This window comes from Aquibacillus albus, from assembly GCF_016908325.1.
GTDB lineage: Bacteria > Bacillota > Bacilli > Bacillales > Amphibacillaceae > Aquibacillus_A > Aquibacillus_A albus.
The window spans coordinates 1-23,711 of the sequence record NZ_JAFBDR010000031.1 but is presented as its reverse complement, the minus strand read 5'-3'; the positions used below and the strand labels follow the sequence as shown (position 1 = coordinate 23,711).

Annotated in this window: 21 protein-coding genes and 1 tRNA gene; 19 read left to right on the top strand and 3 right to left on the bottom strand. The window is 36.3% G+C overall.

All coding sequences use genetic code 11. The features are described 5' to 3' along the window. The first annotated feature begins 39 nt into the window (after window positions 1–39). The 3 genes from JOC48_RS19110 to JOC48_RS19100 all read left to right on the top strand — a co-directional run bounded on the left by JOC48_RS19110 (window position 40) and on the right by JOC48_RS19100 (window position 2,658). A complete protein-coding gene (locus JOC48_RS19110) occupies window positions 40–423 on the top strand; it encodes a gamma-glutamylcyclotransferase family protein (protein WP_204502007.1) in 384 nt (127 codons plus the stop codon). A gap of 66 nt (window positions 424–489) precedes the next feature. Beyond that, window positions 490–1,884 carry a hypothetical protein gene (locus JOC48_RS19105; RefSeq protein WP_204502006.1) on the top strand — a complete coding sequence of 465 codons (1,395 nt, stop codon included), beginning with the start codon at window positions 490–492 and terminating at the stop codon, window positions 1,882–1,884. A 39-nt stretch (window positions 1,885–1,923) separates the two neighbouring features. Further along, entirely contained in the window at window positions 1,924–2,658 is a 735-nt protein-coding gene (locus JOC48_RS19100) for a type 1 glutamine amidotransferase (protein WP_204502005.1), read from the top strand. A 254-nt stretch (window positions 2,659–2,912) separates the two neighbouring features. Here JOC48_RS19100 and JOC48_RS19095 read toward each other — a convergent pair whose 3' ends face one another. Continuing rightward, on the bottom strand, window positions 2,913–4,208 hold the full coding sequence (locus JOC48_RS19095; RefSeq protein WP_204502004.1) for an S-layer homology domain-containing protein: 1,296 nt from the start codon (window positions 4,206–4,208) through the stop codon (window positions 2,913–2,915). A 156-nt stretch (window positions 4,209–4,364) separates the two neighbouring features. After that, window positions 4,365–5,738, bottom strand: coding sequence for an MATE family efflux transporter (locus tag JOC48_RS19090; protein WP_204502030.1), 1,374 nt, complete (start codon window positions 5,736–5,738; stop codon window positions 4,365–4,367). A 375-nt stretch (window positions 5,739–6,113) separates the two neighbouring features. Between JOC48_RS19090 and JOC48_RS19085 the strand changes: the two genes are divergently transcribed. From JOC48_RS19085 to glpX, 10 genes are all read left to right on the top strand, one after another. Beyond that, window positions 6,114–6,767 (top strand): YczE/YyaS/YitT family protein, encoded by a 654-nt coding sequence (locus tag JOC48_RS19085; RefSeq protein ID WP_204502003.1) that lies wholly within the window; start codon window positions 6,114–6,116, stop codon window positions 6,765–6,767. A gap of 600 nt (window positions 6,768–7,367) precedes the next feature. Further along, on the top strand, window positions 7,368–8,705 hold the full coding sequence (locus JOC48_RS19080; RefSeq protein ID WP_204502002.1) for a cytochrome ubiquinol oxidase subunit I: 1,338 nt from the start codon (window positions 7,368–7,370) through the stop codon (window positions 8,703–8,705). Between the two features lie 6 nt (window positions 8,706–8,711). Beyond that, on the top strand, window positions 8,712–9,725 hold the full coding sequence (locus tag JOC48_RS19075) for a cytochrome d ubiquinol oxidase subunit II (protein WP_204502001.1): 1,014 nt from the start codon (window positions 8,712–8,714) through the stop codon (window positions 9,723–9,725). Between the two features lie 25 nt (window positions 9,726–9,750). Beyond that, window positions 9,751–9,852, top strand: coding sequence for a cytochrome bd oxidase small subunit CydS family protein (gene cydS, locus JOC48_RS21810; protein WP_420829233.1), 102 nt, complete (start codon window positions 9,751–9,753; stop codon window positions 9,850–9,852). Between the two features lie 403 nt (window positions 9,853–10,255). Continuing rightward, the gene (locus JOC48_RS19070; RefSeq protein WP_204502000.1) at window positions 10,256–11,260 is read left to right on the top strand and encodes a tripartite tricarboxylate transporter substrate binding protein; all 1,005 of its coding nucleotides are present in this window, start codon (window positions 10,256–10,258) and stop codon (window positions 11,258–11,260) included. 17 nt (window positions 11,261–11,277) lie between these two features. Then, window positions 11,278–11,727: a tripartite tricarboxylate transporter TctB family protein gene (locus tag JOC48_RS19065; RefSeq protein ID WP_204501999.1), complete on the top strand. Its 450-nt coding sequence runs from the start codon at window positions 11,278–11,280 to the stop codon at window positions 11,725–11,727. A 13-nt stretch (window positions 11,728–11,740) separates the two neighbouring features. Then, a complete protein-coding gene (locus JOC48_RS19060; protein WP_204501998.1) occupies window positions 11,741–13,261 on the top strand; it encodes a tripartite tricarboxylate transporter permease in 1,521 nt (506 codons plus the stop codon). Window positions 13,262–13,798: 537 nt separating this feature from the next. After that, window positions 13,799–14,437: a transcriptional regulator CcpN gene (gene ccpN, locus JOC48_RS19055; protein WP_204501997.1), complete on the top strand. Its 639-nt coding sequence runs from the start codon at window positions 13,799–13,801 to the stop codon at window positions 14,435–14,437. A gap of 83 nt (window positions 14,438–14,520) precedes the next feature. Beyond that, window positions 14,521–15,327 (top strand): pyruvate, water dikinase regulatory protein, encoded by an 807-nt coding sequence (locus tag JOC48_RS19050; protein WP_204502029.1) that lies wholly within the window; start codon window positions 14,521–14,523, stop codon window positions 15,325–15,327. Window positions 15,328–15,407: 80 nt separating this feature from the next. After that, entirely contained in the window at window positions 15,408–16,382 is a 975-nt protein-coding gene (gene glpX, locus JOC48_RS19045; RefSeq protein WP_204501996.1) for a class II fructose-bisphosphatase, read from the top strand. A gap of 47 nt (window positions 16,383–16,429) precedes the next feature. Here the strand turns inward: glpX and JOC48_RS19040 are convergent, their stop codons facing one another. Then, the gene (locus JOC48_RS19040) at window positions 16,430–16,825 is read right to left on the bottom strand and encodes a (deoxy)nucleoside triphosphate pyrophosphohydrolase (protein ID WP_204501995.1); all 396 of its coding nucleotides are present in this window, start codon (window positions 16,823–16,825) and stop codon (window positions 16,430–16,432) included. Window positions 16,826–17,112: 287 nt separating this feature from the next. Between JOC48_RS19040 and JOC48_RS19035 the strand changes: the two genes are divergently transcribed. The 6 genes from JOC48_RS19035 to JOC48_RS19010 all read left to right on the top strand — a co-directional run bounded on the left by JOC48_RS19035 (window position 17,113) and on the right by JOC48_RS19010 (window position 23,547). Beyond that, on the top strand, window positions 17,113–17,667 hold the full coding sequence (locus JOC48_RS19035) for a CBO0543 family protein (RefSeq protein WP_204501994.1): 555 nt from the start codon (window positions 17,113–17,115) through the stop codon (window positions 17,665–17,667). A 539-nt stretch (window positions 17,668–18,206) separates the two neighbouring features. Further along, window positions 18,207–20,774 (top strand): beta-mannosidase, encoded by a 2,568-nt coding sequence (locus JOC48_RS19030; protein WP_204501993.1) that lies wholly within the window; start codon window positions 18,207–18,209, stop codon window positions 20,772–20,774. A 215-nt stretch (window positions 20,775–20,989) separates the two neighbouring features. Beyond that, window positions 20,990–22,180 (top strand): hypothetical protein, encoded by a 1,191-nt coding sequence (locus JOC48_RS19025; protein WP_204501992.1) that lies wholly within the window; start codon window positions 20,990–20,992, stop codon window positions 22,178–22,180. 126 nt (window positions 22,181–22,306) lie between these two features. Continuing rightward, window positions 22,307–22,381 (top strand) — tRNA-Phe (locus tag JOC48_RS19020). A 213-nt stretch (window positions 22,382–22,594) separates the two neighbouring features. Next, complete coding sequence (gene trhA, locus JOC48_RS19015) at window positions 22,595–23,236, top strand: PAQR family membrane homeostasis protein TrhA (protein ID WP_204501991.1); 642 nt, start codon at window positions 22,595–22,597, stop codon at window positions 23,234–23,236. Window positions 23,237–23,394: 158 nt separating this feature from the next. Then, window positions 23,395–23,547 (top strand): hypothetical protein, encoded by a 153-nt coding sequence (locus JOC48_RS19010; RefSeq protein ID WP_204501990.1) that lies wholly within the window; start codon window positions 23,395–23,397, stop codon window positions 23,545–23,547. The last annotated feature ends 164 nt before the right edge of the window (window positions 23,548–23,711 follow it).

Here is a 23,711-nt window from a genome sequence, read left to right as displayed (position 1 = left end):
GCGATAAGAGGTCTATATAATGTACGAGGAGTGATTCATTTGAAACAGCATTTGGTATTTGTCTATGGAACATTGCGTCTTAACGAAAACAATCATCATTTTTTGAAACAAGCTGAACTAGTTGCTAAAAAGTGCTGGATTTATGGAAAGTTATACGATGTCGGGTGTGGTTATCCTGCTGTTACTACAGGTGATAATCAAACACGTGTTTATGGAGAATTGTACAAAGTGACTGATCAGGAGCTTGCTCAGCTCGATATTTTGGAGGACTATGAGGAAAATGGCAATAACAATGAATATGAGCGGATTGAGCAAACAGTGTTCACAGAAACAGGTACATTCTCTGCTTATGTTTATATTTATAGTAAAGAGCAAGTAAGCGGTTTGAGAGAAATTTCTAGTGGTGATTGGACATCGAATTAACTAGAACAAAATGGTAAAATATAGTTAAGTATATTACTAGTGCTGATTTTGGTAGGGGGAAATTTAGTGATTGAACAAAAAACGTATGAGGATAACCAACATAATATAGCAACAGAATTAAAGTGTCATAATATTAATGAATATATTTTTGCTCCGTTTGATACGTTTGTTTTTTTGGATAGTGATGAAATATTTTCTAATAAATATGAGAATCTCAGAGATCAACTCATTGAATATTTAACGAGTATTACCCCGAAATTCTTGCAATCAAAAGTGCAATGGATGATAGAAAAATCGGATCCATTGAAGGCGTCAAAGGGTGTTTTTAGTTTACCGGGTTCTGAGAATTCTTTTATTTCAGCAAAAATAACTGACTTTGAAGATTTTTATACTTTGCTGGAGTTGAACGAGATAGAGCATGTTTATTCAACGATAGTAAAACCGATAAACATTCAGATATATTTTAATGAATCAGGAGTAGGATCTTGTAGTTTAGATTTGTCCCTTACTAGTGAATCAGGGTTGTCGGTAAATATGTTAGACAAGATATCTGAGAGTTTAAATAATCTATACAAAGAATACTTAGAGGATATATGTTATGAGCTTACCATGCTTTATGTAGATGCAATAAAAAAAGTGAATGTTCCTCACTTTACCTTTAGTTTTATTCCAGATATTAAACAGGTGGAAAAAGCGAAGGCTTTTTTACCTTGGACGCATCGAATATACCACGTTGATGATGCCTCGCTTTTTGAATTAGAAAATCCAGGTGAACCCTTTAAAAGCCTTTTAACGCCAATCGCGAGTACAGATGTTAAGAATTTTGCCGTTTATCCAAATAGATACATTTACTTTGGTTGGGGGCACTCATTAATTCTATCAATGAATCAGGGAAATAAATCTCAGCCGGAGTTTGATGTGTACAATTACATAAGACTTGTACAAATTGCGCAAACGAACTGGCATTGCCTAGACAACATTTCTAAATTAATAGATTTGGCTCGTATTTCTTTTTATGCGGATACAAATAAGAAGAAAAGTAAAATTAAAATACTCACAAAAAACATCATTAAAGTAAGAAATTTTACGAAATGTATGGAAACGATATTAGATAGTTTTGATGGGATTAATATTACGTTCGATACAGAAAAAAGGAGATTATTAGATCAATTACATAAAAGATGGCTGCAGCAAGACCTGATTCAAAAGGTAAGAAACAAATTAACAGTAATTGAAGAATTTTTGGACTTTCTTTATGTAAGAAAGAAAGAACAACGGGATGGGTCATTAAATACCATATTGTCTGTAATCACTATTATTAGTATTGTGGAAGTGATTAAAGCTTTTATTGAGTTTTCAAATCCAGTATTTAATTTCGCTCCAGAATTTAATTTGCTTTCTTTTGTAATCGGATCGATGCTTTCTGTTGTTTGTATCCTATTCATTGCGTTTAGAGAATAAAAACGAACTAAAATAAAAGCACCAAAGAGGAGGAAAACGATGTATTCGGATGTGGACGTTATTGTATTAGAAGCAGATGGAGCAGTGGACGATAGTAATCATGGCTATGGGCATCATATAATGAACAATTTGCAAAAATTTGGATATAATACAGCACTGATTTCTTTAGCCGAAAATGTTGATCATCTCCATGAACTTCCAGAAAAACCTATCATTATATCAGGAGGAATGACTGAAGTAACTGCTGATATTGACTGGATTGTAAAAGCAAAGAATTTTATGAAAACAAAAATGAATGAAAACCGAAAGAAAAGGGATAAAACGAAAATTTTAGGTATATGCTTTGGTGCCCAGCTGATTGCAGAAAGCAATAAGGAAGGAAGCGTTACTTTCTTGAAGCCTCCTCAGATGGGGATAAGTGAGATTAATCTAGAGCAACCTGATCATTCTCTTTTTAAAGGGTTTGACTCAACGCTTCATGCTTTTTCCTTTCATTATAATCAGATTAAAACAGATAATGTAAATATTATATCTTCCCATCAAAAGGGCGATCGAGATTTTGTACAGGCTTTTGAAATTCCCGACGTTGGTTGTTATGGTGTTCAGTTTCATCCAGAAATTCAATTGTCAGCTTTTAATCATTTAATAGGTAAATACAAAAGTTTATTAGAGGAGGATTTAGGAGTAGAAATTAAGGAGATAATTGAAGGGTTACCCACTCCGGAGGTTGATAATACCAAGTTATTAAAAAATTTCATGGAGATGGTGGGATGAACCTCTTTTTACTAAGTTGTATATAAATTTATCAAGCAGTGATACTTACAATTAGGCTGCAGCTATAAGCTGCAGCCTAATTGTTTTAATCATTCTTAACCTCGAGACCCGTTAGATTGGACAAACTATCAACATCGGAAATCCTTAAATGGGATTTGGTACTTTGTTTAAACAAGTGGTACCAGTAGAGGGAGATTATTGTTGAATTTGAAAGAAGTACCGGACTATCCTGCCCGGTACTTCTAAGTACTTATTTAGTTAGAATAAATTTTTACCAAATCCGTCTGTGTCGGTAAGCTTTCACAAACAGTTCCATCACCATCACCATCTAATTCATGTGGATCTAGTTCCGGTCCACCTGCAGCCTCAAAGAATGCTTGAGCTTCTTGGTGTGTATCAAAATCGCTACAGTTTCGATCCTGACCGTTGGGATCATAAGGACCATCGTATTCTAAATCTGATACCTGTTGATTCGTATCCTCATTCGGGTCCTCAACGTCATCATTAAAGCCTTCTTCTGTAACATAATCGTCCAGGCTCCAAATGCCAATTTCTTCATTTTTTGCTTTTTCTTCAGCGGCTTCTAATTCATCTTGATACGTATATGGTGGCTCAAGAACATAAGCGTACCTTGCTAGTCCTTTTTCTAGTAAGAGTTTATTAAACATTTCTCCATCTACCCAGACGTATCCAAGCAGGCGATCGTAATTATCTGTTTCAGGGCCGTCATATTCGATTCTTACTTCTTTTCCCTCAGGTAGGGTGGATTTTGCATACTCGGAAGCTTTTGGGCCGTATGGTTGTTCAGGTAACGTTGGATGAACGGTTTCCGGTGTATCTACTAGTAATAACCGAACGGTTTCTATTTCCCCGTTTAGATCCACTTCGATTGTATCGCCATCAACAACCCGGTTAACTGTAGCGGCTACTTTTTCTGAATCTACCTCTATAAAACCAGCTGGGTTAATTGTTTTCGCTAAAAAAACGGAAAAGTGCTGTCTAGACAGTGTCTGATTCGGTTTAAAGGTATTATCTGGATAACCTTTTGTGATGTTGTTTGCTGCTAAGTCATAAATGGCTTCCTTTGCAAAATAGTCATCAGACACATCTGAAAAGGTGACATCTGGTTCACCAGATAGGTCATACGCCTGATCAATCGCATAAGCTATTTCTCCACGAGTCATCGGTTTGAATGCTGCGAAGTTGTTCTCGCCGCGTGGTTTAATTAGTTTAAGCTCAGCTGCTTTAGCAATGTAATCATAGCCATATGTATCAGGATCTACATCGTCATATCCTGGGTCTGGTGCGTCCAATGATTCAATCCCCAAGTCATTTATAATCATTTGGACGGCTTGAAGTCTTGCTACATCTTCTGTTGGTGCAAATGTTCCATCTGGTTTGCCTTTAATAATTCCTTTTTCCGTTAAATATGTAATGTGTTCGGCATATTGTGTGACATCCGGAAACGGTGATACTGCTACACTATTTGTTGGGACTACTGACAATGCTAGTATCAAAGAAATGAGTCCGGATACAAAATTTTTCCTCATAATTCCTCTCCCTTCCATATTATATTTTGGAAATACAACACTATCTTACAAAAAAATGGGAGAGGATGACCACACTTTCGACTTAAAAAGACATTTTTAAAGCATTATTTGGCGAAAAAAATAATTTTGTCTACGAAACATTAATTTTTTTTACCATCACACATCCGAATTCTCTGTTTCTTTCACAGTCATTCGGCTATACACGATACGAAGGCGAATCAGAAAACCAATCGCTGCACAGGTTAGACCTAGAGTTATACCGATCCAAAATCCAAAGGGTCCAAGCTCGGTAAATGCAGCTAACGAATAACCAGAAGGCATACCAACAATCCAGTATGAGATGAAAGCAATAATAAAAGGGAGCTTTACATCTTTATAACCTCGAAGCACCCCTTGTAAACTGGCTTGTGCCGCATCCGATAACTGATAAAAGATAGCGATTATAAAAAATTGACTAGCTAATAATACGACTTCCCGGTCTTGTGTATAGAGATAGGCAATGGATTCTCGGAAAAAATAGAGAAAAACTGCACCTACAGCTAAAAAGACAATCGCCCCTAATACACCAATATAACTATATTGTTTGGCAGCTTCTAATCTTTTCCCGCCAACCGAGTAGCCAACGACAATCGTCAAAGCCATAGAAATACTAAGTGGAATCATAAAAATAAGGGAAGTAAAGCTTAGCACAATTTGGTTGGCAGCAATTGTGACTGTTGTAAACATGATCCCAATTAATAAAGATACAATGGAAAAAATACTAGCCTCAAAGAAGATAGAAAGTCCGATTGGAATACCAATAGACAGCTGTTCTTTCCACGTCTTCCAGGATGGCTTCATCCATTGAACGAAAATACGATAACGTTTAACCACCTCTAAACGAAAAGTCATCCAGATGCTAATAAACAGAATAATCCAGAATGTGATGGCTGTGGCATACCCGGCACCTATTCCACCGAGGGCAGGTAATCCAAAATGGCCAAAAATAAAGCCATAATTTAATACGACATTAAAAGGCACAGCTGAAATCGTAATAAACATTGTTATTCGTGTATAGCCTTGTCCGTCAAAAAAGTTACGAAGAACATTCGATAAAAACAATGGAATAATTCCAATCGACAATCCTACTAAATAGTGAAAGGCTACATGATGTACAGCTGGATCTAACTCCATCAAGGTTAAAATTGGATCAAGTAAAAAAGCTCCACCGAGTATAATTAGAATTGCTAGTATTATGGATAAATAAATCGATTGGGTAATGGCATGGGGGATTTTATCCCGCTGCTCACTGCCAACTAGCTGCGCCACAATCGGTGTGACGGCTAATAAAACACCATTAATCCCAGTAAAAATCGGCATCCATAAATTTGCGCCAATCGCTACTCCTGCCAAGTCATTTGTACCAACCCGACCTGACATCATCGTGTCAACGAGGTTCATGGCGAATAAACCGATTTGAGTTACCATGATTGGCCATAGAATAGCGAGAAATAATGTTAGTTTCTTTTTGGGTGTGTCTGCATGATACATAGCTGTTCCTCCGTGTTTTTGCACTTTAAGAATTTAACTTTCATTACGAGCGTATAAACAAAGAATATTTTTACATGCGTTTTCGGTTTTTCTAAATGATTCATTTGATTATATAATTTTTTCTAAAAAATTGGCTTTCTTGTAACGATGAACGAAAAAACATATATAATAGACTTTGCAGCCTTATTGTAGGTATGGAGTAGATGACATGATCCATAGCTATTATTAGGAAAAACTGTCAGTTACGCAACATTGTTATTACATAGGAATTTTAATGGGGGAAAATACCAATTTGCATTTCTCTATTATACCATGTCTCTACATTAGTAGTGCATGCTAACATTTCGTGTCGGAAAAGAAAGTGAGGAAAACAACATGATGGTAAAAAGAATGCTAATGATGGTCGTAGGGAATTTTTTTATAGGGGTTGCCGTATCTCTATTTCGTTTGAGTAGTTTTGGAACCGATCCATATACGACTATGAATCTAGGAATCAGCGGTTTTATTAATATGCAATTTGGTATTTATCAATTAATTATAAACATCTTCCTGTTGGGATTTGTCTGGTTGTTTGGCAGGTCACATATTGGTTCAGGTACGGTAGTCAATATGGTTTGTATTGGATTTATCGCCGATTTTTTTGTCTATTTATATGGAAACATGATTGATGGTACGTTAACTTATTCTATGAGGATTTCTATTATGTTAATTGCGGTATTAATTGCTGGTATTGCAGTTGCTCTATACATTACTGCAGACTTAGGGGTGGCGCCGTATGACGCGATGGCATTAATTATTGCGAAGGTAACGAATGATAAAGTTCCGTTTGCATGGGCAAGAATCATGACAGATGTTACGTGCGTAGTAATTGGGTTTTCGTTTGGAGCTACTGTTGGTATTGGCACTGTGATTACGGCTTTTTTCACTGGACCTATCGTACAATTTTTTAAAGTACATGTAGCTGAACCTATGTTAAGGAGTAGGAGTATCACAGATCAGAAGGCTGCTATAAATGTTTCTAAAGGATAAATCACTGGAGAGGCAAGAAAAACATCTGCAAGGGTTGTCCCGAATTTTTGGACAACCCTATTTCATAACGTAAAAAAAGATACATTTAGTAAGAATCTCAACTGTAAGACGATTGACGTCATGAGTAAATTATGATTTGATCATAGTGCTCATTTTAGCTGGGCGAGAGGTATGCCTTTTTTTCTAATTTATTCAAAGCTGACGAACACCAATTCAAATGTTGTTCGTCACATGTATGTCACAAAAATACAACAGATTTTCAATAGTCCTGATATTCTTTTATCGATAACGGGTATGATTATACTGTAATCAATTATGGTTCTTTCTGTTTCTAAATGTAGCGGATAGGGAATAAGAAACGTAGAGAAGAATAATTTTATAAAAAGGTGCCTGTCATTTTTATACTTTTGTTGAAAGTATAAAAACTTCGACATTTGTTATAAGACGTAACGGATTTGGGGCTTATCTAATGTAAAGGAGGTTACCTATTGTATAAAAAACATGAGAAAATGTTGATTTGGATAACCTTTATTGTCGCATTTATCATGGGTTTATCTTTATTCGGACGCATCTTTTCAGGGTGAAAAGGAGTTTTATCAAATGGGAAATGAAGAAGCTGTCTTTTTTAGTCGTTTACTAACAGAATTGACGTTATCGTTTCATATTATCTATGCAACGATTGGCGTGGGAATTCCATTGATGATTTTTATTGCACAGTGGGTTGGAATAAAAAAACAGGATGAACACTACATATTATTAGCAAGACGCTGGACGAGGGGGTTCGTTATCACCGTTGCAGTAGGTGTTGTAACAGGAACAGCTATTGGTTTACAGCTGTCACTTCTATGGCCGAATTTTATGCAACTAGCTGGTAACGTGATTGCCTTGCCATTATTTATGGAAACATTTGCTTTTTTCTTTGAAGCGATCTTTTTAGGTATTTATTTATATACGTGGGATCGTTTTAAAGATCAGAGAAAACATATGCTGCTACTCATTCCAGTTGCGATTGGAGCCTCATTTTCTGCAGTATTTATAACAATGGTCAATGCATTCATGAATACACCACAGGGCTTTGATTTGGAAAATGGAGTACTAGTCAATGTAAAACCGTTAGTGGCTATGTTTAATCCAGCTATGCCAACAAAGGTTGCGCATGTGTTATCTACCGCCTACATGACTTCGGCTTTTATTCTGGCATCAGTTGGTGCCTTTCGTCTCTTGAAAGGGTCAAACCATGTTTACCATAAAAAGGCGTTATTTTTGACGATGAAAATCGGATTAATCTTTTCGATTGCTTCAGCGGTAATAGGTGATTTTTCAGGAAAATATTTAGCGGAATACCAACCAGAGAAATTAGCAGCCTATGAGTGGCATTTTGAAACCGAAGAAGGGGCTCCACTCATTTTATTTGGGGTATTAAAGGATAATCATGAAGTGAAATATGCGCTTGAAATTCCTTATGCTTTAAGTATCTTGGCGCATGGTGATCCCTATGCAGAGGTGATTGGGTTAGATCAATTTTCTGAAGATGTTATCCCGCCACTGTATATTCATTATTTGTTTGATTTAATGGTTACGATCGGGATGGTAGTGGCGATGGTTTCATTAGTCTATGTGGTAGGTACGTGGCTGAGACGTCGTTTTGTTAACGCAAATTGGTTCCTATGGATTGTGTTTACGACTGGACCACTTGCGATGCTTGCAATTGAAGCTGGTTGGTGGCTAACAGAAGTTGGACGTCAGCCGTGGGTGTTACGGGGAATGATGAGAACAGCTGATGCAGCAACGACAAGTAACCATGTTGACTCGATGCTACTATTGTTTACAGGACTATACCTTGTATTAGGGGTTGGTAGTGTGATTGTGCTGACTCGTATGTTCCGAAAAAATCCGGTCGAACAGGAGTTGGCTGATCGACATGGAGAAGGTAGGTGATTATTTATGACATATGAGGTTATTGGGATATCTGTATTATGGTTGTTTTTATTTGGCTATGTCATCGTAGCTTCGATTGATTTTGGTGCAGGATTTTTCAATGCATATAGTTTGTTGATAAACAAGCATCATATTATTAGCGGTATTATCCAAAGGTATTTGTCGCCTGTATGGGAGGTAACAAATGTCTTCTTAGTATTTTTCTTTGTAGGGGTTGTTGGATTTTTTCCAAGAACAGCCTTTTACTACGGTACGTCTTTATTAGTGCCGGCTAGTATTGCAATTGTGCTTCTGGCTATTCGAGGATCCTATTATGCCTTTACAACATATGGTGAGTTAAGACATAAGGGATGGACCTATTTATATGGTTTTTCGGGTTTGTTTATTCCTGCTTCGTTATCGATTGTCCTAACGATCTCGGAAGGTGGGTTTATTACGGAGGATGAAGCTGGGTTAGCATTAGATTATTGGGCATTGTTTACAAGTCCATTAACATGGAGTATCGTCGTTCTTAGCTTGACATCTGTACTCTATATTTCGGCAGCGTTTTTAACCTGGTATGCAAATAAGGCGAAAGACCATCAAGCAACAGAGTTATTGCGAAAGTATGCACTCGTTTGGGCCTTTCCGGCAATCATCACGGCAACAGGAATCATTGTCGAGTTACGTACCCATAACCCAGTTCATTTTAATCGCTTAGTTGACTTATGGTTCTTGTTCGGCATATCTTTTGTCTTATTTCTTGGTTCTGTTTACTTGATTTGGAAGCGAAAAAATTATGGCATTGCGTTTACATTGCTAACCGGGCAATTTTTAGTCGCCTTTTTTGCCTATGGTATTTCGCATTATCCATATTTGTTGTATCCGTATTTGACGATTTATGATAGCTTTACAAGCGAGGAAATGGCTGTTGCCTTAATCGTTGCTTTTATCGCGGGCCTAGGGCTATTACTACCATCGTTGTTTCTATTGCTCAAGCTGTTTTTGTTTAACAAGGACTATGTACAAGGAAACCGATAATTATGTGTAAAAAGGAGGAAAATATATGCATGTTTTTTTACACTTTTACGCACCATTTATTGTCCTGATTGGATCGATTATTTTAGCTTTCTGGCTAGCTCCAAAGGATGAAGTATTTCGGAAATAGAAAGTAAAGTCGCCAAACCATTGAAAAAGCTGGATTTGAGATTTTTAATTATGATGAATATCGGTAAGGGATTCTCCTTAATTTTTTACAAGGTAAAAATCATCCATTTTGGGTGATTTTTTTTTTTTTGAAAAAAATACAGTACGAAGCGTTTGATTAAATCTTCATAATAATCATAATTTTTTACACTTTGCAAAAAAAGTATGTTAGATTTCCTTACATTAATCGTGACGGAGATTTTCTGACATGTTTTAATAAGAAGCAAGGTTACAAAACGAATGGTAAATAAACTTTTTATCTATTTATGTTAATTAAAAAAATAAAAAAACGTAATAAAGGAAATAAAATGTTTATTCGCTATTTCGTTTCAAAAAATACATCTATGAAAAGGGGTTCTTTCATTATGAAAAAAGCAATGTTAGGTTTGTTAATGCTTGTCATGTTAGCTGCACTTGCAGCGTGTGGTTCATCTAATAATGCAACTGCAGAAACAGGTGACAATGGTGAGACAACAAGTTTTCCAGAAAAATCAATTAAACTAGTTATTCCATACCCACCTGGAGGCGGTACAGACGTATTATTCAGACTTGTTGCACAGTATGCAGAGGAAGAATTAGGACAAACCATTGTTCCAACGAATATGGCTGGTGCGACTGCAACAGTTGGATCAAGATCGGTAAAGGATGCAGATCCTGATGGTTACACAATATTAGGAACTCACCAAGTAGTAGCAACCGCTGAACATACAGGAGTAGTTGATTATGGTTTTTCTGCATTTGACCCGGTCAATTTAATTACTTCAACACCACATATTCCATCAGTAAGTAAAGCGTTTAGTGAAGAAAATGGTATCGAAAATATTAATGATTTAATTGAATATGTTGAGGAAGGAAATAAAGTAACATGGGCATACACGGTTGGATCAGAAGATCATTATACAATTGCTGCGTTGCTAGATGCTGCAGGCGTTGATCCAAGATCTCTAAATTATGTTAGTTACGATGGTACAGGTCCTCAATATGCTGCTATTTTAGCGAATCAAGTTGACGGTATGACAGGGGACTATGCTTCCGGTAAAGGTTACTTTGATGAAGGTACATTGGTTCCTTTAGGGATGGTTGACGAAGAAAGAAATCCATTTCTACCAGATGTTCCAACGATTATCGAACAAGGAACTGATTTTGCAGTAACAGTTGATCGGGGCATATTAGCACCAAAAGGAACACCAGAAGAAGTGAAAGAAATTATTAGTGATGCTTTTGAAAAAGCATTAGAAAATCCAGAGTTACAAGAAAAAATTGAAGAATTAGGAAGCTTTCCGCACTATATGGATACAGAAGATTACAAGACACATTTGGAAGAATTAGATTCCAAAATGAGTGAGCTAGCTCCTAAAATGGAATTTTAAACTGGAGGTTTCTTTCCATGGCAAATCGTGTTTTTTCAATAATTGTTTTAGCAATTTGTAGTTTATTCTTTATTGAATCTATGAAGTTCTCAGAAAAATCAGGGGTGCAAACTTTCGCCCCTTCTTTTTTTCCTAGGGTTATTTTAGTATTTATTGCGATTCTATCAGTCTTTATTGTTATCAAAAGTTTTAAACAAGTAGATAAGGAAAAATTAGGCCTATTGATAAAACACTATGTGAAAGAACATTATCAAGTGCTAGCGGTAATTGGAATCTTTTTTGTTTATATAGGCTTAATTTCTATCATCGGCTTTTTATGGAGCTCCATCCTATTTTTGTTTATCACGTTTAGCTTGCTTCGACCAATTAAACGAAAAGCATTGATAACAAATTTGACCGTAGCAATCGTTTTACCAATTGGAATTCAATTTGTCTTTCAGCAATTATTAAATATTTACTTACCATAATGGAGGTGAACGAATGGATATCTCAGTGATTCTTCAAGCTTTCCAAGGGGCATTACAGCCGTTAATGCTCTTGTTTATTTTTACAGGTGTATTTTTTGGTATTATTGCCGGATGTATTCCTGGATTTACATTTACAATGGCTATTATTCTTGCTTTTCCATTTACTTTTGGGATGGAGCCGGTTCAAGGCCTTGCTTTGATGATTGGTATTTATATTGGAGGGTTATCTGGTGGTCTAATTTCAGGTACACTTCTTGGAATTCCTGGTACACCATCTTCCGTCGTTACAACCTTTGATGGATATCCAATGACAAAAAAAGGTGAGTCAGCAAGAGCGCTTGGTATCGGTATTTTATCCTCTGTTTTTGGGACCTTTATAGGGGCAATTATCTTGTTTTTATTAGGACCTTTAGTTGCTAAGGTTAGTCTATTATTTGGTCCATGGGAGATCTTTTCATTAATTGTTTTTGCATTAACACTTGTTGCTGGATTAAGTGGAGCTTCACTCTCTAAGGGGTTATTAGCTGGTAGTCTAGGGTTATTGATTGGGACAATTGGTATTTCACCCTCCGGTCAAGTTCGCTTTGATTTCGGAATCGATCAATTAGCTTCAGGGTTTTCTCCAATTCCTGTATTAATCGGATTGTTTGCCTTATCAACTCTTTTTATTAATATTGAGGAAATCAAACAAAACATGACAAAGGATGGTCAAGACATTTCCATATTGAAACAAAAAGTAAAAATTCCTTATTTCCAAGTGATTAAAGATGTATACAAGGAAAAATGGAATGTGATTCGATCGTCTGTGATTGGTTGTTTTGTTGGGTGTCTTCCTGCCGCTGGAGCTGAATCAGCTAACTTTATTAGTTACGATCAAGCCAAAAAGTTTAGTAAAGAAAAGAATAAATATGGAGAGGGGCATCCTGGGGGGATTGTAGCTTCTGAAAGTAGTAACAATGCCGTTGCCGGTGGTGCATTTATTCCTACAATTACACTTGGTATTCCAGGAGATGTAGCACAGGCAGTCATGATCGGTGCATTAATCCTGCATGGGATAACTCCAGGCCCTGGCTTGTTTAATACACAACCCATTTTAGTAAATTCTATTTATGTTGCTATCTTTATTAGTGGTATTGCTGTATTAGTTTTACAAACACTACTCCTGCCTCTATTAACAAGAATCACCTTAATTCCAAAAACATTTTTAGTTCCTTCGATTCTGTTTCTTAGTACAGTAGGTGCTTTTGCATTAAATAATAGATTGTTTGATATTTGGATTGTTTTCTTCTTCGGTATCGTTGGATTTTTACTATATAAAATCAATGTACCGTTAAGTCCTGTTATTCTTGGATTAATCTTAGGACCAACGCTAGAGGCTGAAATGACAAGAGCATTTCAAATGAATTCTGAAATTAGTGTATTTTTCACGAGACCTATTTCCTTGTTGTTTTTAATTTTAGCTGTTATATCTTTCGTTGTAACGATTATTCAGGTTCGTAAGCAAAATAAGGATAAGGAACAATTGAATGTATAATATGGTAAAAATAATTAAAGAAATTCCTTTATTAAAGAAGAAGGAGTTCCGATTAGCGGAATGAGAATCCATCTTATTGATTTGGCGGATTCTCATTCCGCTATTTGCTCTAAAACTATCGTTTTGAGCATCGTTTAAAAACGATTAGAGGATGTTCGAAAAGTAACTAAATGAAAAGCGGCGAATCTCATCGTTGGTTTGTTTTTCCGCTCTTCATGTAATAAATACTTGATTTCACACGATGAGTCAAAAGATCGACACCGAACTTTAACACAGTTTTTAAGACTAGTAATGAAATGGATATCAAGTTCTACCCATTCTTTAAATAAATCATAATATTCGCATTAATTAGTGCACATTAATTGTTAAATGTGATACACTATATAACAAAATAAAAAAGTGAGGGGATTTAAAAAGGGAAGCAGGCTATATTAATTCTTATCAAATTTAGTGGAAGCTTATACCTTGTCTTCCTTGTTTTGTAATATGCTAAAGCCTATAATGACCACAAAAGGGCGAAGTAGACAGGGGGAAGTCATGATTGAATTTACAAATCGACAACTAGAAATTGTTGAGATTCTAAAAAAACATGAGCCAATTACAGCCGAACAAATTGCAGAATTGTTAGGTGTTAGCAAAGCAACGATACGTTCTGATTTAGCTGTGTTAGTGATGACGGGCTATCTGGATGCGAAACCAAAGGTCGGATATTTTTTAGGAGAATCAGCTAAAAAGAATACTGGCTTTGCCCACCGTTTGAGTCAATACACCGTGAAAGACATCCAAGGATTACCTGTCGTTGTGCAAAAAACGACAACCGTCCACGATGCTGTAGTAACTTTATTTCTTGAAAATGTTGGATCACTAATTGTTGTGGATGAAGATGGATATATGGAAGGCATTGTGTCAAGGAAGGATTTGCTCAAGGTTACTTTGGGAAATCCAAATGTATCGACAATCCCTGTTAATATGGTTATGTCTCGTCACCCCAATGTTGTAACAGTTAGCCCAGATGATTTAGTGATTGAGGCAGCAAGAAGAATCCTTCATTATGAAGTAGATGGATTACCAGTAGTTCAATCGAGTCAGAATGATGATCAAAAGCCATTAGTTGTTGGAAGAATTACAAAAACGAATCTAACAAAGCTTCTACTTGAGATTGGAACAGAAGTATAAAGGTTGTTCAAGAAGTCTCACAAATAATAAGCAAGCACCGTCTCGACTTTTTGAACTCTCAGTAAATGGAACAAGGGGGAGCAATGGAAATGCAAAAGCAGCCAATAATTTATGCATGTTCCGATGCAGTAGGGGAAACAGCAGAGGCAGTTGCAAAAGCAACAATCCGTCAATTTTCTACCAATGAAACGAGGATTAAACGGTTTGGCCATATTCAAACAGGTCAGGAAATTATCCATGTTTTACGACAAGCAGTGGAGACTGGTGGAATTGTAGCTTATACACTCGTCCAACCAGAGCTAAGAGAAATGATGAAGGAAGAAGCGATTCACATGGGTGTTCGAGCTGTTGATGTAATGGGACCGTTAATGCAGGCGTATATTGATACATTTAATGATTCACCTAAACAAGAACCAGGGTTACAACATGAACTCGATGATGAGTATTTTCGTCGGATAGAAGCGATTGAATTTGCGGTTAAATATGATGATGGTAAGGATGTTCGTGGATTATTACTTGCAGATGTTGTGTTGATTGGAGTATCACGAACCTCAAAGACACCACTTAGCATTTTTTTAGCGCACAAAGGTATAAAAGTGGCTAATTTTCCAATAGTACCTGAGGTAAAGCTACCATTGGAATTGTATTCTGCAACGAATAAGCTTGTTGTTGGCCTGACGATTGAACCAGATCATTTATTAAAAATAAGAACAGAGCGACTCAAAGTATTAGGATTACCGAATAAATCTGCTTATGCATCTATTGACAAAATTAATGAGGAAATTAAACGTGCGGATGCTATTATGAAACAGTTGAAATGTCCAGTTATTAATGTTTCAGACAAGTCAATAGAAGAAACAGCAGGTATTATTATCGAATATTTATCGTAGTTTTCTTGTACAGCACATCCTAGAAAGAATTTGCACTCGAAAATATCTGAATTTTCAATAATTTTTTAGGGGGAAATAATGTGGAGAGAAGTTTATCGATGGAAATTGTTCGAGTAACTGAGGCTGCTGCTTTAGCCTCTGCTCGTTGGATAGGAAGAGGCAAAAAGGAAGAAGCTGATGATGCTGCGACTACGGCAATGCGAGATGTTTTTGATACAGTACCAATGAATGGAACAGTTGTGATTGGAGAAGGGGAAATGGATGAAGCGCCGATGCTATATATAGGTGAACAGCTAGGAACTGGAAATGGTCCTAATGTAGATATTGCTGTCGATCCTTTAGAAGGGACATCTATTGTTGCGTCAGGCGGTTCGAATGCTTTAGCTGTTGTTGCAATTGCAGATAAAGGGAACTTGCTTCATGCTCCTGATATGTACATGAACAAAATTGCGGTTGGTCCAGAAGCGGTTGGATGTATTGATATTGATGCACCTATTATGGATAATTTACAGGCTGTAGCACGTGCGAAAAATAAAGATGTAAAGGATCTTGTTGTCACGATATTAAATCGGAAAAAACACATTCCAATTATTCAAAAGCTGAGAGATGCTGGTGTACGAATTAAGTTACTTGATAACGGTGATGTTGCAGGTGCCATTAACACAGCGTTTCGTCAAACGGGTGTTGATTTATTATTAGGTGAAGGAGGCGCACCTGAGGGTGTACTCGCAGCTGTAGCGTTGAAGTGTTTGGGTGGTGAAATTCAAGGTAAGCTCGTACCGAAGAATCAAGAAGAGCGCCAACGTTGTCTTCAAATGGGAATTGATGTAAACAAGGTGTTACGGATGGAAAATCTTGTGTCTGGGGATGATGCTATTTTTGCGGCGACAGGAGTAACAGATGGAGAATTGTTAAAAGGCGTTCATTTTGATGGAGAAATAGGGAAAACCCAGACAGTTGTTATGCGTGCGAAGTCAGGTACATTACGATTTATAGATGGAAATCATCGTTTGAATAAAAAGCCAAATTTAGGGATTGTCTTGAACATTAGATAATAGGCTACAGTGAATCTGTAGCCTATTATCTTTTGGACTATTGCTTTTTAGATTTTTCCTAGTAATTTCTTCACTGTTGGAATGTCTGCTGGTGCCCATTCGAGCTTTTCCAGGGCTGCTTTCGGGACCCATCTTAGCTCAGCATGTTCGCTTTTCATTGGTGTTCCGTTTGCGATTGTTGCCCAATAGGTGATTAAGTGAACACTTACTTTTTCATAGTCATAATCAACGGCCTTAATTTTTTCTCCAACTTGAATTTCGCACTGAAGCTCTTCTTTTATCTCACGGGCTAAAGCTTCTTCAGGCTGTTCGTTTGCTTCTATTTTTCCACCTGGAAATTCCCAATAGTTAGACATGGACATTTGCGGTCCGCGAAGTGCACAGAGGATTTCTTTCTTATTGTTAGTTAAGACTGCACCCACGACATTAATTTTCTTCTTCATTATGACTACTCCTCTACCGTTTTACTATAGTTTAGCAGATTCTATAATAAAGCTGTAATATGCTTTCATTTAAAAAGTCTAATGCGTATTATAAATGCAAATCAAAAAGAGAGTCTCTTCATTTAAACAAATCCTCAGCATGGGCAAAAGAAATCCACTTCGACGCCCGGCTAAACTTGTGTCGGGGGTGACCAAGTTTTAATCCCATTAGGATTAAAAATGCTGGACGATGTATAAGCTATTATTAAGAAGATATTCAAAAATAGAAGTTAAAAGGATAAAATAACATGATAAAAAACTATCCTAATTATGATGAAATACGTAATTTCCACCAACAACTTTATGAAATGAGATTGGAATATTGGATTGGTCATGATTTGTTTACTTTCCAATGGTGGTTGCTCTTATTCGTGTTTATTGTACCTTGGATTATATGGTGGAGGCTTGTTGATAAAAAGAGAATTAGACAAATCCTGTTATTCGGGACGTTGTTGATGATACTAGTCATGTTTATGGATGATTTTGGGGTAGAAACACACCTTTGGTCATATCCTTATCAATTGGTGAATGTAATGCCGAGATTAATTCCAATTGATCAAGGTATCCTTGCAGTAGCTCATATGCTTGTCTATCAGTATTTTTCTAAATGGAAGCAGTTTATTATCGCAAATATAGTTATGGCTGCAATCTTTACATTTGTATTTGAACCACTAACTGTTTGGTTAGGTATATATAAACTGGAAAATTGGCGCTATATTTATTCACTGCCTATCTATTTTTTAAAGTCTGTTTTAATAAAGGGCTTAGTGGACGAATTCATTATGAAAAAGGAAATAGGTTGATCACGGTAAATGGAAAGAGTTTTAGTAAGAGAGTTCGATGTAATGTTTCGCACGTTAAGAAATAATGAGTTTTAACTCTACGACGTTATTGGACTAAAAATATCTGTGGTACTACCTCTATTCCAAACTATTGACCGAATTTTTGGTGGAACAATTACAAGTATAAAAAAGAATCGTTATGATAGGAATGTAGATACACCGAATGGAAAGCGATTTCATTTAACTATTTTTTGTGAACAAAGGTCATATAAAGCGTTTGCATTTTGTGGTAATAGTATATTATTATTTTATAATAACTAAAAAATAACAAAAATAACAAAATAATCGCAGTTTTTTAGTTTGTTTGAGCGCTTAATAAAAAATGTGGGGGTGAAGAGTCTTCATAGAGAATTGCGTAATTGTGGTAGATTTAGATTATTCGCAATTATTTTAATAGGAAAAATAAACGTTCGTACATTTAAAAATACTTAACAAAACGACCATCCCAGGTTTAGACATAAGATGTTGCATGTATATGTTAAATGCGAGGGGGAGAATACATGAATGAACAATTAGGGAGAGCAAGCGAGCAGACAGAGCTGTTGACATTATCAAGGGATTGGAAATTTAGACAAAAGGGCGACCGTGAGTGGTTGCCAGCCAAAGTTCCTGGTTGTGTACATACGGATTTGTTAGCTAATCATAAAATAGATGATCCATTTGATGGGATTAATGAGCTGGAACTACAATGGATTGATAAACAAGATTGGGAGTATGAGATAACATTTGATTTACCAAAAAAAATGTTGGATTATTCCCATTTAGAGTTAGTGTTTGATGGCCTTGATACGTATGCATCGGTTTTCTTGAATGATGTACCAATCATTGAAGCGAATAATATGTTTCGGGTATGGAAGAAAGATGTGAATTCCCTGTTAAAACATGAAGAAAATAGGTTAAAGGTATATTTTCATTCTCCGGTAAATGAGGACATTGGTAAGTTGGAGGAGCATGGTTTTGGATTACCAGCTACGAATGACCATTCAGAGGATGGGGGTATAGGTGATAAAAAAATTAGTGTCTTTGCGAGAAAAGCCCCCTACCATTACGGATGGGACTGGGGACCGAGGTTTGTCACAAGTGGTATTTGGAAGGATGTAAAAATCAAAGGTTGGTCTGAGTGTCAAATCACAGACTTATATATTCAACACAAAAATATAACACAATCTTTAGCCGAACTAACGGCAAAGCTTGAGGTGGAATCTGATAATTCTTGGGAAGGGCAGCTGGTAATTTCGACAGACGGTATGCAACTAGAAAAAAATGTGCAATTGGTTCCAGGCAAGAATGAAGTTGAAGTTGATTTCGAAATGGAAAATCCGAAATTATGGTGGAGTCGTGGATTGGGTGACCAACATTTTTATGAATTTACCGCTACCGTAGTGAAACAAGGAATTGTAGTTGGGGAACGGATTACCAGAACCGGTTTAAGGTCTATAGAATTAGTAAGAAAAAATGACAGTTATGGATCAACTTTTTACTTGGAATTAAATGGAGTACCTGTTTTTGCTAAGGGTGCTAATCATATACCAAATGATAGCTTTGTAACAGAAGTAAGTTATGATCGGTATAATCATGAAATTCTTAGCGCGGTCGAGTCAAATATGAATATGCTCCGTGTTTGGGGTGGAGGTATTTACGAATATGATACATTTTATGATCTGTGCGATGAATACGGTATCATGGTATGGCAGGATTTTATGTTTGCTTGCAGCATGTACCCTGGAGATGCTTCCTTTTTACAAAATGTCAAAATAGAAGCCGAAGAAAATATTAAACGATTACGAAACCATCCTTCCGTTGTCTTGTGGTGTGGGAACAATGAAATTGATGGAGCTTGGTCTAATTACGTTGAAAGTGCTGGCTGGGGCTGGAAGCAGCACTATTCTAAAGAGCAGCGAGAACAGATTTGGCAAGCGTATGAAGCTGTTTTTCATCAAATCTTACCTGACGCTGTGGAAAAACTCGCACCGATGGAACCGTATTGGCCTTCATCTCCTATGAGCGATTGGACGAGAGATGAGGAACAACATGCAAGCTTAAAAACAGGCAAAGGAGACATACACTACTGGGAAGTCTGGCACGGAAAGGAGCCATTTGAGGCGTATCAATCCAATGTTGGGCGGTTTATGAGTGAGTACGGATTCCAATCTTTTCCGGAATTGAAAACGGTAAAAACTTATGCGAAAAAAGAAGATTTGGAGCTAGAGTCAGAAGTGATGCTTCATCATCAAAAGCATGATGAAGGGAATCAATTGATTAAAGTGTACATGGACAAATATTGTCCGACTCCAAAGGATTTTCCTTCCTTTTTATATATGAGTCAAGTATTACAGGGAGAAGGAATCAAGACAGCAATAGAAGCACATCGTCGACATATGCCCTATTGTATGGGGTCCTTGTATTGGCAAATGAATGATTGTTGGCCTGTCGCTTCATGGTCGAGTATGGACTACTACGGTAGGTGGAAAGCTTTACATTATTATGTTAAAAGAAGTTTTAAAGATGTTTTGTTGTCGATCGAAGAAAAGGAAAAGGAATTAAATTTGTATGTTGTATCCGATAAAAGGCAGTTGTTTGATGGAGAGCTGCAGGTTAAATTATTAAATTTTGAAGGACGAACTTTATTGGAACAGACTGTCTCTACAGAAGTGGAGGCAAATTCATCAAAGGTTGTTATGACCGTCAACAAGAAAGAATGGCTTAAAGGATTTGATCCTGATAAGGTTGTTATCGTTTCATTTTTAACAAAAGGAAAAGAAGTAATCGATATAAAAGAACACTATTTTGTACCTTCTAAACACCTGAAACTTACTAAACCAGAAATTAAGATATCAGAGGTCAAAGAAAGTGATGGAAGGTCATTCGTGCTATCTGCTGATGTATTAGCTAAACAAGTTAGACTTTCTTCAGAAACGGAAGGATTTTTTACCGATAACTATTTTGATCTTATACCAGGAATACCGAAACCGGTTCGATTTATCACAAGGGAAAGCAGTGAACATTCAATAACGAAATCGGAAAACGTAGACGTCTGTTCCATGTTTGATTTCATAGAAGAGAGTTAGCTTTATAGAAGTGCTTAACGAAATGTAGTATGAAAACGCATGGATTGCATTATTATCCATGCGTTTTTGTATGCCTATTTCTAGTTATCTTATTATTTTAATTCACATTAGAATCATTATTCGAATGATACGATGTATGGAATAAAGTCAGGTTGGCAAATTAAGAATAGACCGTCGAATGAAAACGGAAAATATAAATGTTGAAGGTGATATACATGGAAATCCTATTCAACCAAGTAGAAAATAATGTAGAAAAAGAATTTGAAAATGTGCAATCGTCCATCCTTATTCTTACCACCCAGCTTCAAATGGAAGATGTGAATTACCTCTCATTGATGACAGAGGGTAAGGATTTGTCGATGAAAATGGTGGTGCGTATTCCTAGTTCTAAAAATATCAATAGTGTTCCTGAAGTTGATGCGATTACCCAATTAGAGCAAACTGGGGTGGAAATTCGATTTCTTGAAGCTCTTCAAACCAATGCCTGTCTATTCGATGATGAAAAATTATATCTAGATTCTGGATATGAAGCTGAAGATCAAGAGCCTAAGAATATCGTTGTAAAGAAAGAGCTCTCTAGTGATGAGGTGAAGCAAATATACAAAAAATTCTGGGAGCCAGCAAACAATCTATCTGACTTTAAAAACTTAGAGGAAGATTTAAAAAAACTTAGAGAAAAATACAATAAATTAAAAGCGGAATGGAAGGAATCAAAGCTTGAGTTAACTTCTTCGTCTAAAAAGGATAAAAAAGACAAAGAATCGGAACAAAAAGAATTAGATAAAAATGAAGAAAGTGAAGAGGATGGATCCACTGAAGATGAGGATAAATCAATGAATGAAGATCGTGATAAGAAAGAAGAAAAACAACCTTCTGATCAAGCAAATAAACAGGAAGATAAAGAAGCAGAAGAGAAAAGTTCTGCTAAAAAGGAAGAAAAGAATTCGGATGAGAAGCAACTGACTATGGAAGAAGCAAAGCTCATTTTTGCTGACTTGAAACAAAAGGGTACGATTGAAGCCTATGAGAAGGTTGGTGAATCAGCGTTTAACATAGATGGTAAATATATCGTTGCTATTTTATCATCAAAAGTGGATAAAGACGTTGACGGTTTTAGATTTCAAATTACGAAAGATATCGCTGAACAATTAAGGTCGCGGGAAATAGATGGACTTGTGCTTGTGCTAGGTACCTCCACTAAATTCGTTTGCCTGCCAACTCCATTTGTATTAGATAAAATGATTAAAAAGTCTTATCGAAACGATGATGGGAACTGGTCATGTCTCATTCGAGAGGTTGTTGAAGAGCTTATGTTAAGTATGGATAGTAATCAACATAAACGAGATGTTCCGGTTGGACAATACAAGGACGAATTACACTTTCGGATTAAAGGGATAAAAATTTAATAGTGTTTACTTTCTTGCGTAAATTCTTGGGGACGATGGATTACTTCATAGCTAATGAAACAAAGGTAAATCCGATGTATTCACAACAATGATTTAGCGTGCATACAGTAATTGTGTAACCGGCAAGGAGGGATAGTGAAGTCGTAAACACGGTGGACTGAAATCCCGTTCCTTTTATAAGTTTGAATCCTTTTCCCTCCAATTTATTGTTATTGTAATTCAACACTGCGTGGAAGTAATAGTTGAACCATTTGTTTTTGTCGACAGGTGGTTCGTTCTTTTTCTTCTTTCTAAACAAGCCCAAGAATGATGGAGGAGTTGACTTTTTCATTAATAAGCAACATATTTTTTTAGCTTTGGTTCATCATAATTGGTGTAACTAAATGGGATTTTAACGTCAAAGGAGATATCACCATGAGTAAACATACTTGCACGAAGCAAGAAGAGGTTGTTAATGCAATCACGCATGGGATAGGAGCCATACTGAGTATTGTAGCCATTGCAGTCTTAATAAAAGAAGCGAATACTAACGCGAATTTTTGGCAGTTTCTTTCTGTTACTGTTTATGGTATTACGATGTTTATGATGTTTATGTCGTCTACGATTATGCATAGTTTACCAGAAGGAAAAACAAGAGATTTTTTTCATATGCTTGATCATAGCTCCATTTTTTTGTTTATTGCCGGAACTTATACACCGATTGCCTTATTTCTCATCGAAGGTTCATTTGGATGGATGATACTTACTTTTGTTTGGACCGTTGCGTGCTTAGGAATTATTTTTAAAATAATTTTTTTGAAAAGATACATGGTTCTAACTACACTTATTTATATATCCTTTGGTTGGTTTATTGTCTTCGCGTGGGAACCAATTACATCAGAAATGGCTTCACAAGGAATTTTACTTCTTGTATATGGAGGTCTTAGTTATTCAATTGGGACCGTATTCTTCTTGTGGAAATCGTTACCTTATAGTCATGCAATCTGGCATTTATTCGTACTTGTAGGGAGCGCATTGCATTTTTTGACTGTTTTAAATTATGTTATTCAAGTATAACTTGGAATTTATATTCAGACTTGGCCGTGACGCCAGGTTTTTCTTTTTGTTAGAATAAAACCGGCCCTATTTTTACTTCTGCGAAAACATTATTACGAAAGTTAATGATAAAAGAATATTATTTTTTGAAGAGAGGTGTTGACCAGGATGTATTTTGTATGTTAACATTTATTTGGTCGCGCCAAAAGCAGACGGCGATGAAGTCAAAGCAAATCAAAAAAGATTTAAAAATACCATTGACTTCTGCGAAGTTAAATGATATGATTGTTTATGTCGCTAACAAAAGAAAAACCGTGCAACAAAATAAATAGCAATAAGTTACTGACTTCCGCGAAAACGGATGAAGTAATATTAGTTGTCGCGTTAAAGAGCGACCTAATCATTTGATCTTTGAAAACTGAACAAAACAACCAGTATGTTAAATAGAAAGCGTAGGCGACTGGTCAATGGCGTACGGATAGATAAGCTTGCGTAA

What these genes read in the sequence shown, in the direction of transcription:
- JOC48_RS19080 (WP_204502002.1), top strand. Translation starts at nt 7,368, where the DNA reads ATGGGAAATGAAGAAGCTGTCTTTTTTAGTCGTTTACTAACAGAATTG.
- ccpN (WP_204501997.1), top strand. Translation starts at nt 13,799, where the DNA reads ATGATTGAATTTACAAATCGACAACTAGAAATTGTTGAGATTCTAAAA.
- JOC48_RS19040 (WP_204501995.1), bottom strand. Translation starts at nt 16,825, where the DNA reads ATGAAGAAGAAAATTAATGTCGTGGGTGCAGTCTTAACTAACAATAAG.
- JOC48_RS19095 (WP_204502004.1), bottom strand. Translation starts at nt 4,208, where the DNA reads ATGAGGAAAAATTTTGTATCCGGACTCATTTCTTTGATACTAGCATTG.
- JOC48_RS19075 (WP_204502001.1), top strand. Translation starts at nt 8,712, where the DNA reads ATGACATATGAGGTTATTGGGATATCTGTATTATGGTTGTTTTTATTT.
- JOC48_RS19030 (WP_204501993.1), top strand. Translation starts at nt 18,207, where the DNA reads ATGAATGAACAATTAGGGAGAGCAAGCGAGCAGACAGAGCTGTTGACA.
- trhA (WP_204501991.1), top strand. Translation starts at nt 22,595, where the DNA reads ATGAGTAAACATACTTGCACGAAGCAAGAAGAGGTTGTTAATGCAATC.
- JOC48_RS19025 (WP_204501992.1), top strand. Translation starts at nt 20,990, where the DNA reads ATGGAAATCCTATTCAACCAAGTAGAAAATAATGTAGAAAAAGAATTT.
- JOC48_RS19065 (WP_204501999.1), top strand. Translation starts at nt 11,278, where the DNA reads ATGGCAAATCGTGTTTTTTCAATAATTGTTTTAGCAATTTGTAGTTTA.
- JOC48_RS19085 (WP_204502003.1), top strand. Translation starts at nt 6,114, where the DNA reads ATGATGGTAAAAAGAATGCTAATGATGGTCGTAGGGAATTTTTTTATA.
- JOC48_RS19100 (WP_204502005.1), top strand. Translation starts at nt 1,924, where the DNA reads ATGTATTCGGATGTGGACGTTATTGTATTAGAAGCAGATGGAGCAGTG.
- JOC48_RS19035 (WP_204501994.1), top strand. Translation starts at nt 17,113, where the DNA reads ATGATAAAAAACTATCCTAATTATGATGAAATACGTAATTTCCACCAA.
- JOC48_RS19090 (WP_204502030.1), bottom strand. Translation starts at nt 5,738, where the DNA reads ATGTATCATGCAGACACACCCAAAAAGAAACTAACATTATTTCTCGCT.
- cydS (WP_420829233.1), top strand. Translation starts at nt 9,751, where the DNA reads ATGCATGTTTTTTTACACTTTTACGCACCATTTATTGTCCTGATTGGA.
- JOC48_RS19010 (WP_204501990.1), top strand. Translation starts at nt 23,395, where the DNA reads ATGTTAACATTTATTTGGTCGCGCCAAAAGCAGACGGCGATGAAGTCA.
- JOC48_RS19050 (WP_204502029.1), top strand. Translation starts at nt 14,521, where the DNA reads ATGGAAATGCAAAAGCAGCCAATAATTTATGCATGTTCCGATGCAGTA.
- JOC48_RS19060 (WP_204501998.1), top strand. Translation starts at nt 11,741, where the DNA reads ATGGATATCTCAGTGATTCTTCAAGCTTTCCAAGGGGCATTACAGCCG.
- JOC48_RS19070 (WP_204502000.1), top strand. Translation starts at nt 10,256, where the DNA reads ATGAAAAAAGCAATGTTAGGTTTGTTAATGCTTGTCATGTTAGCTGCA.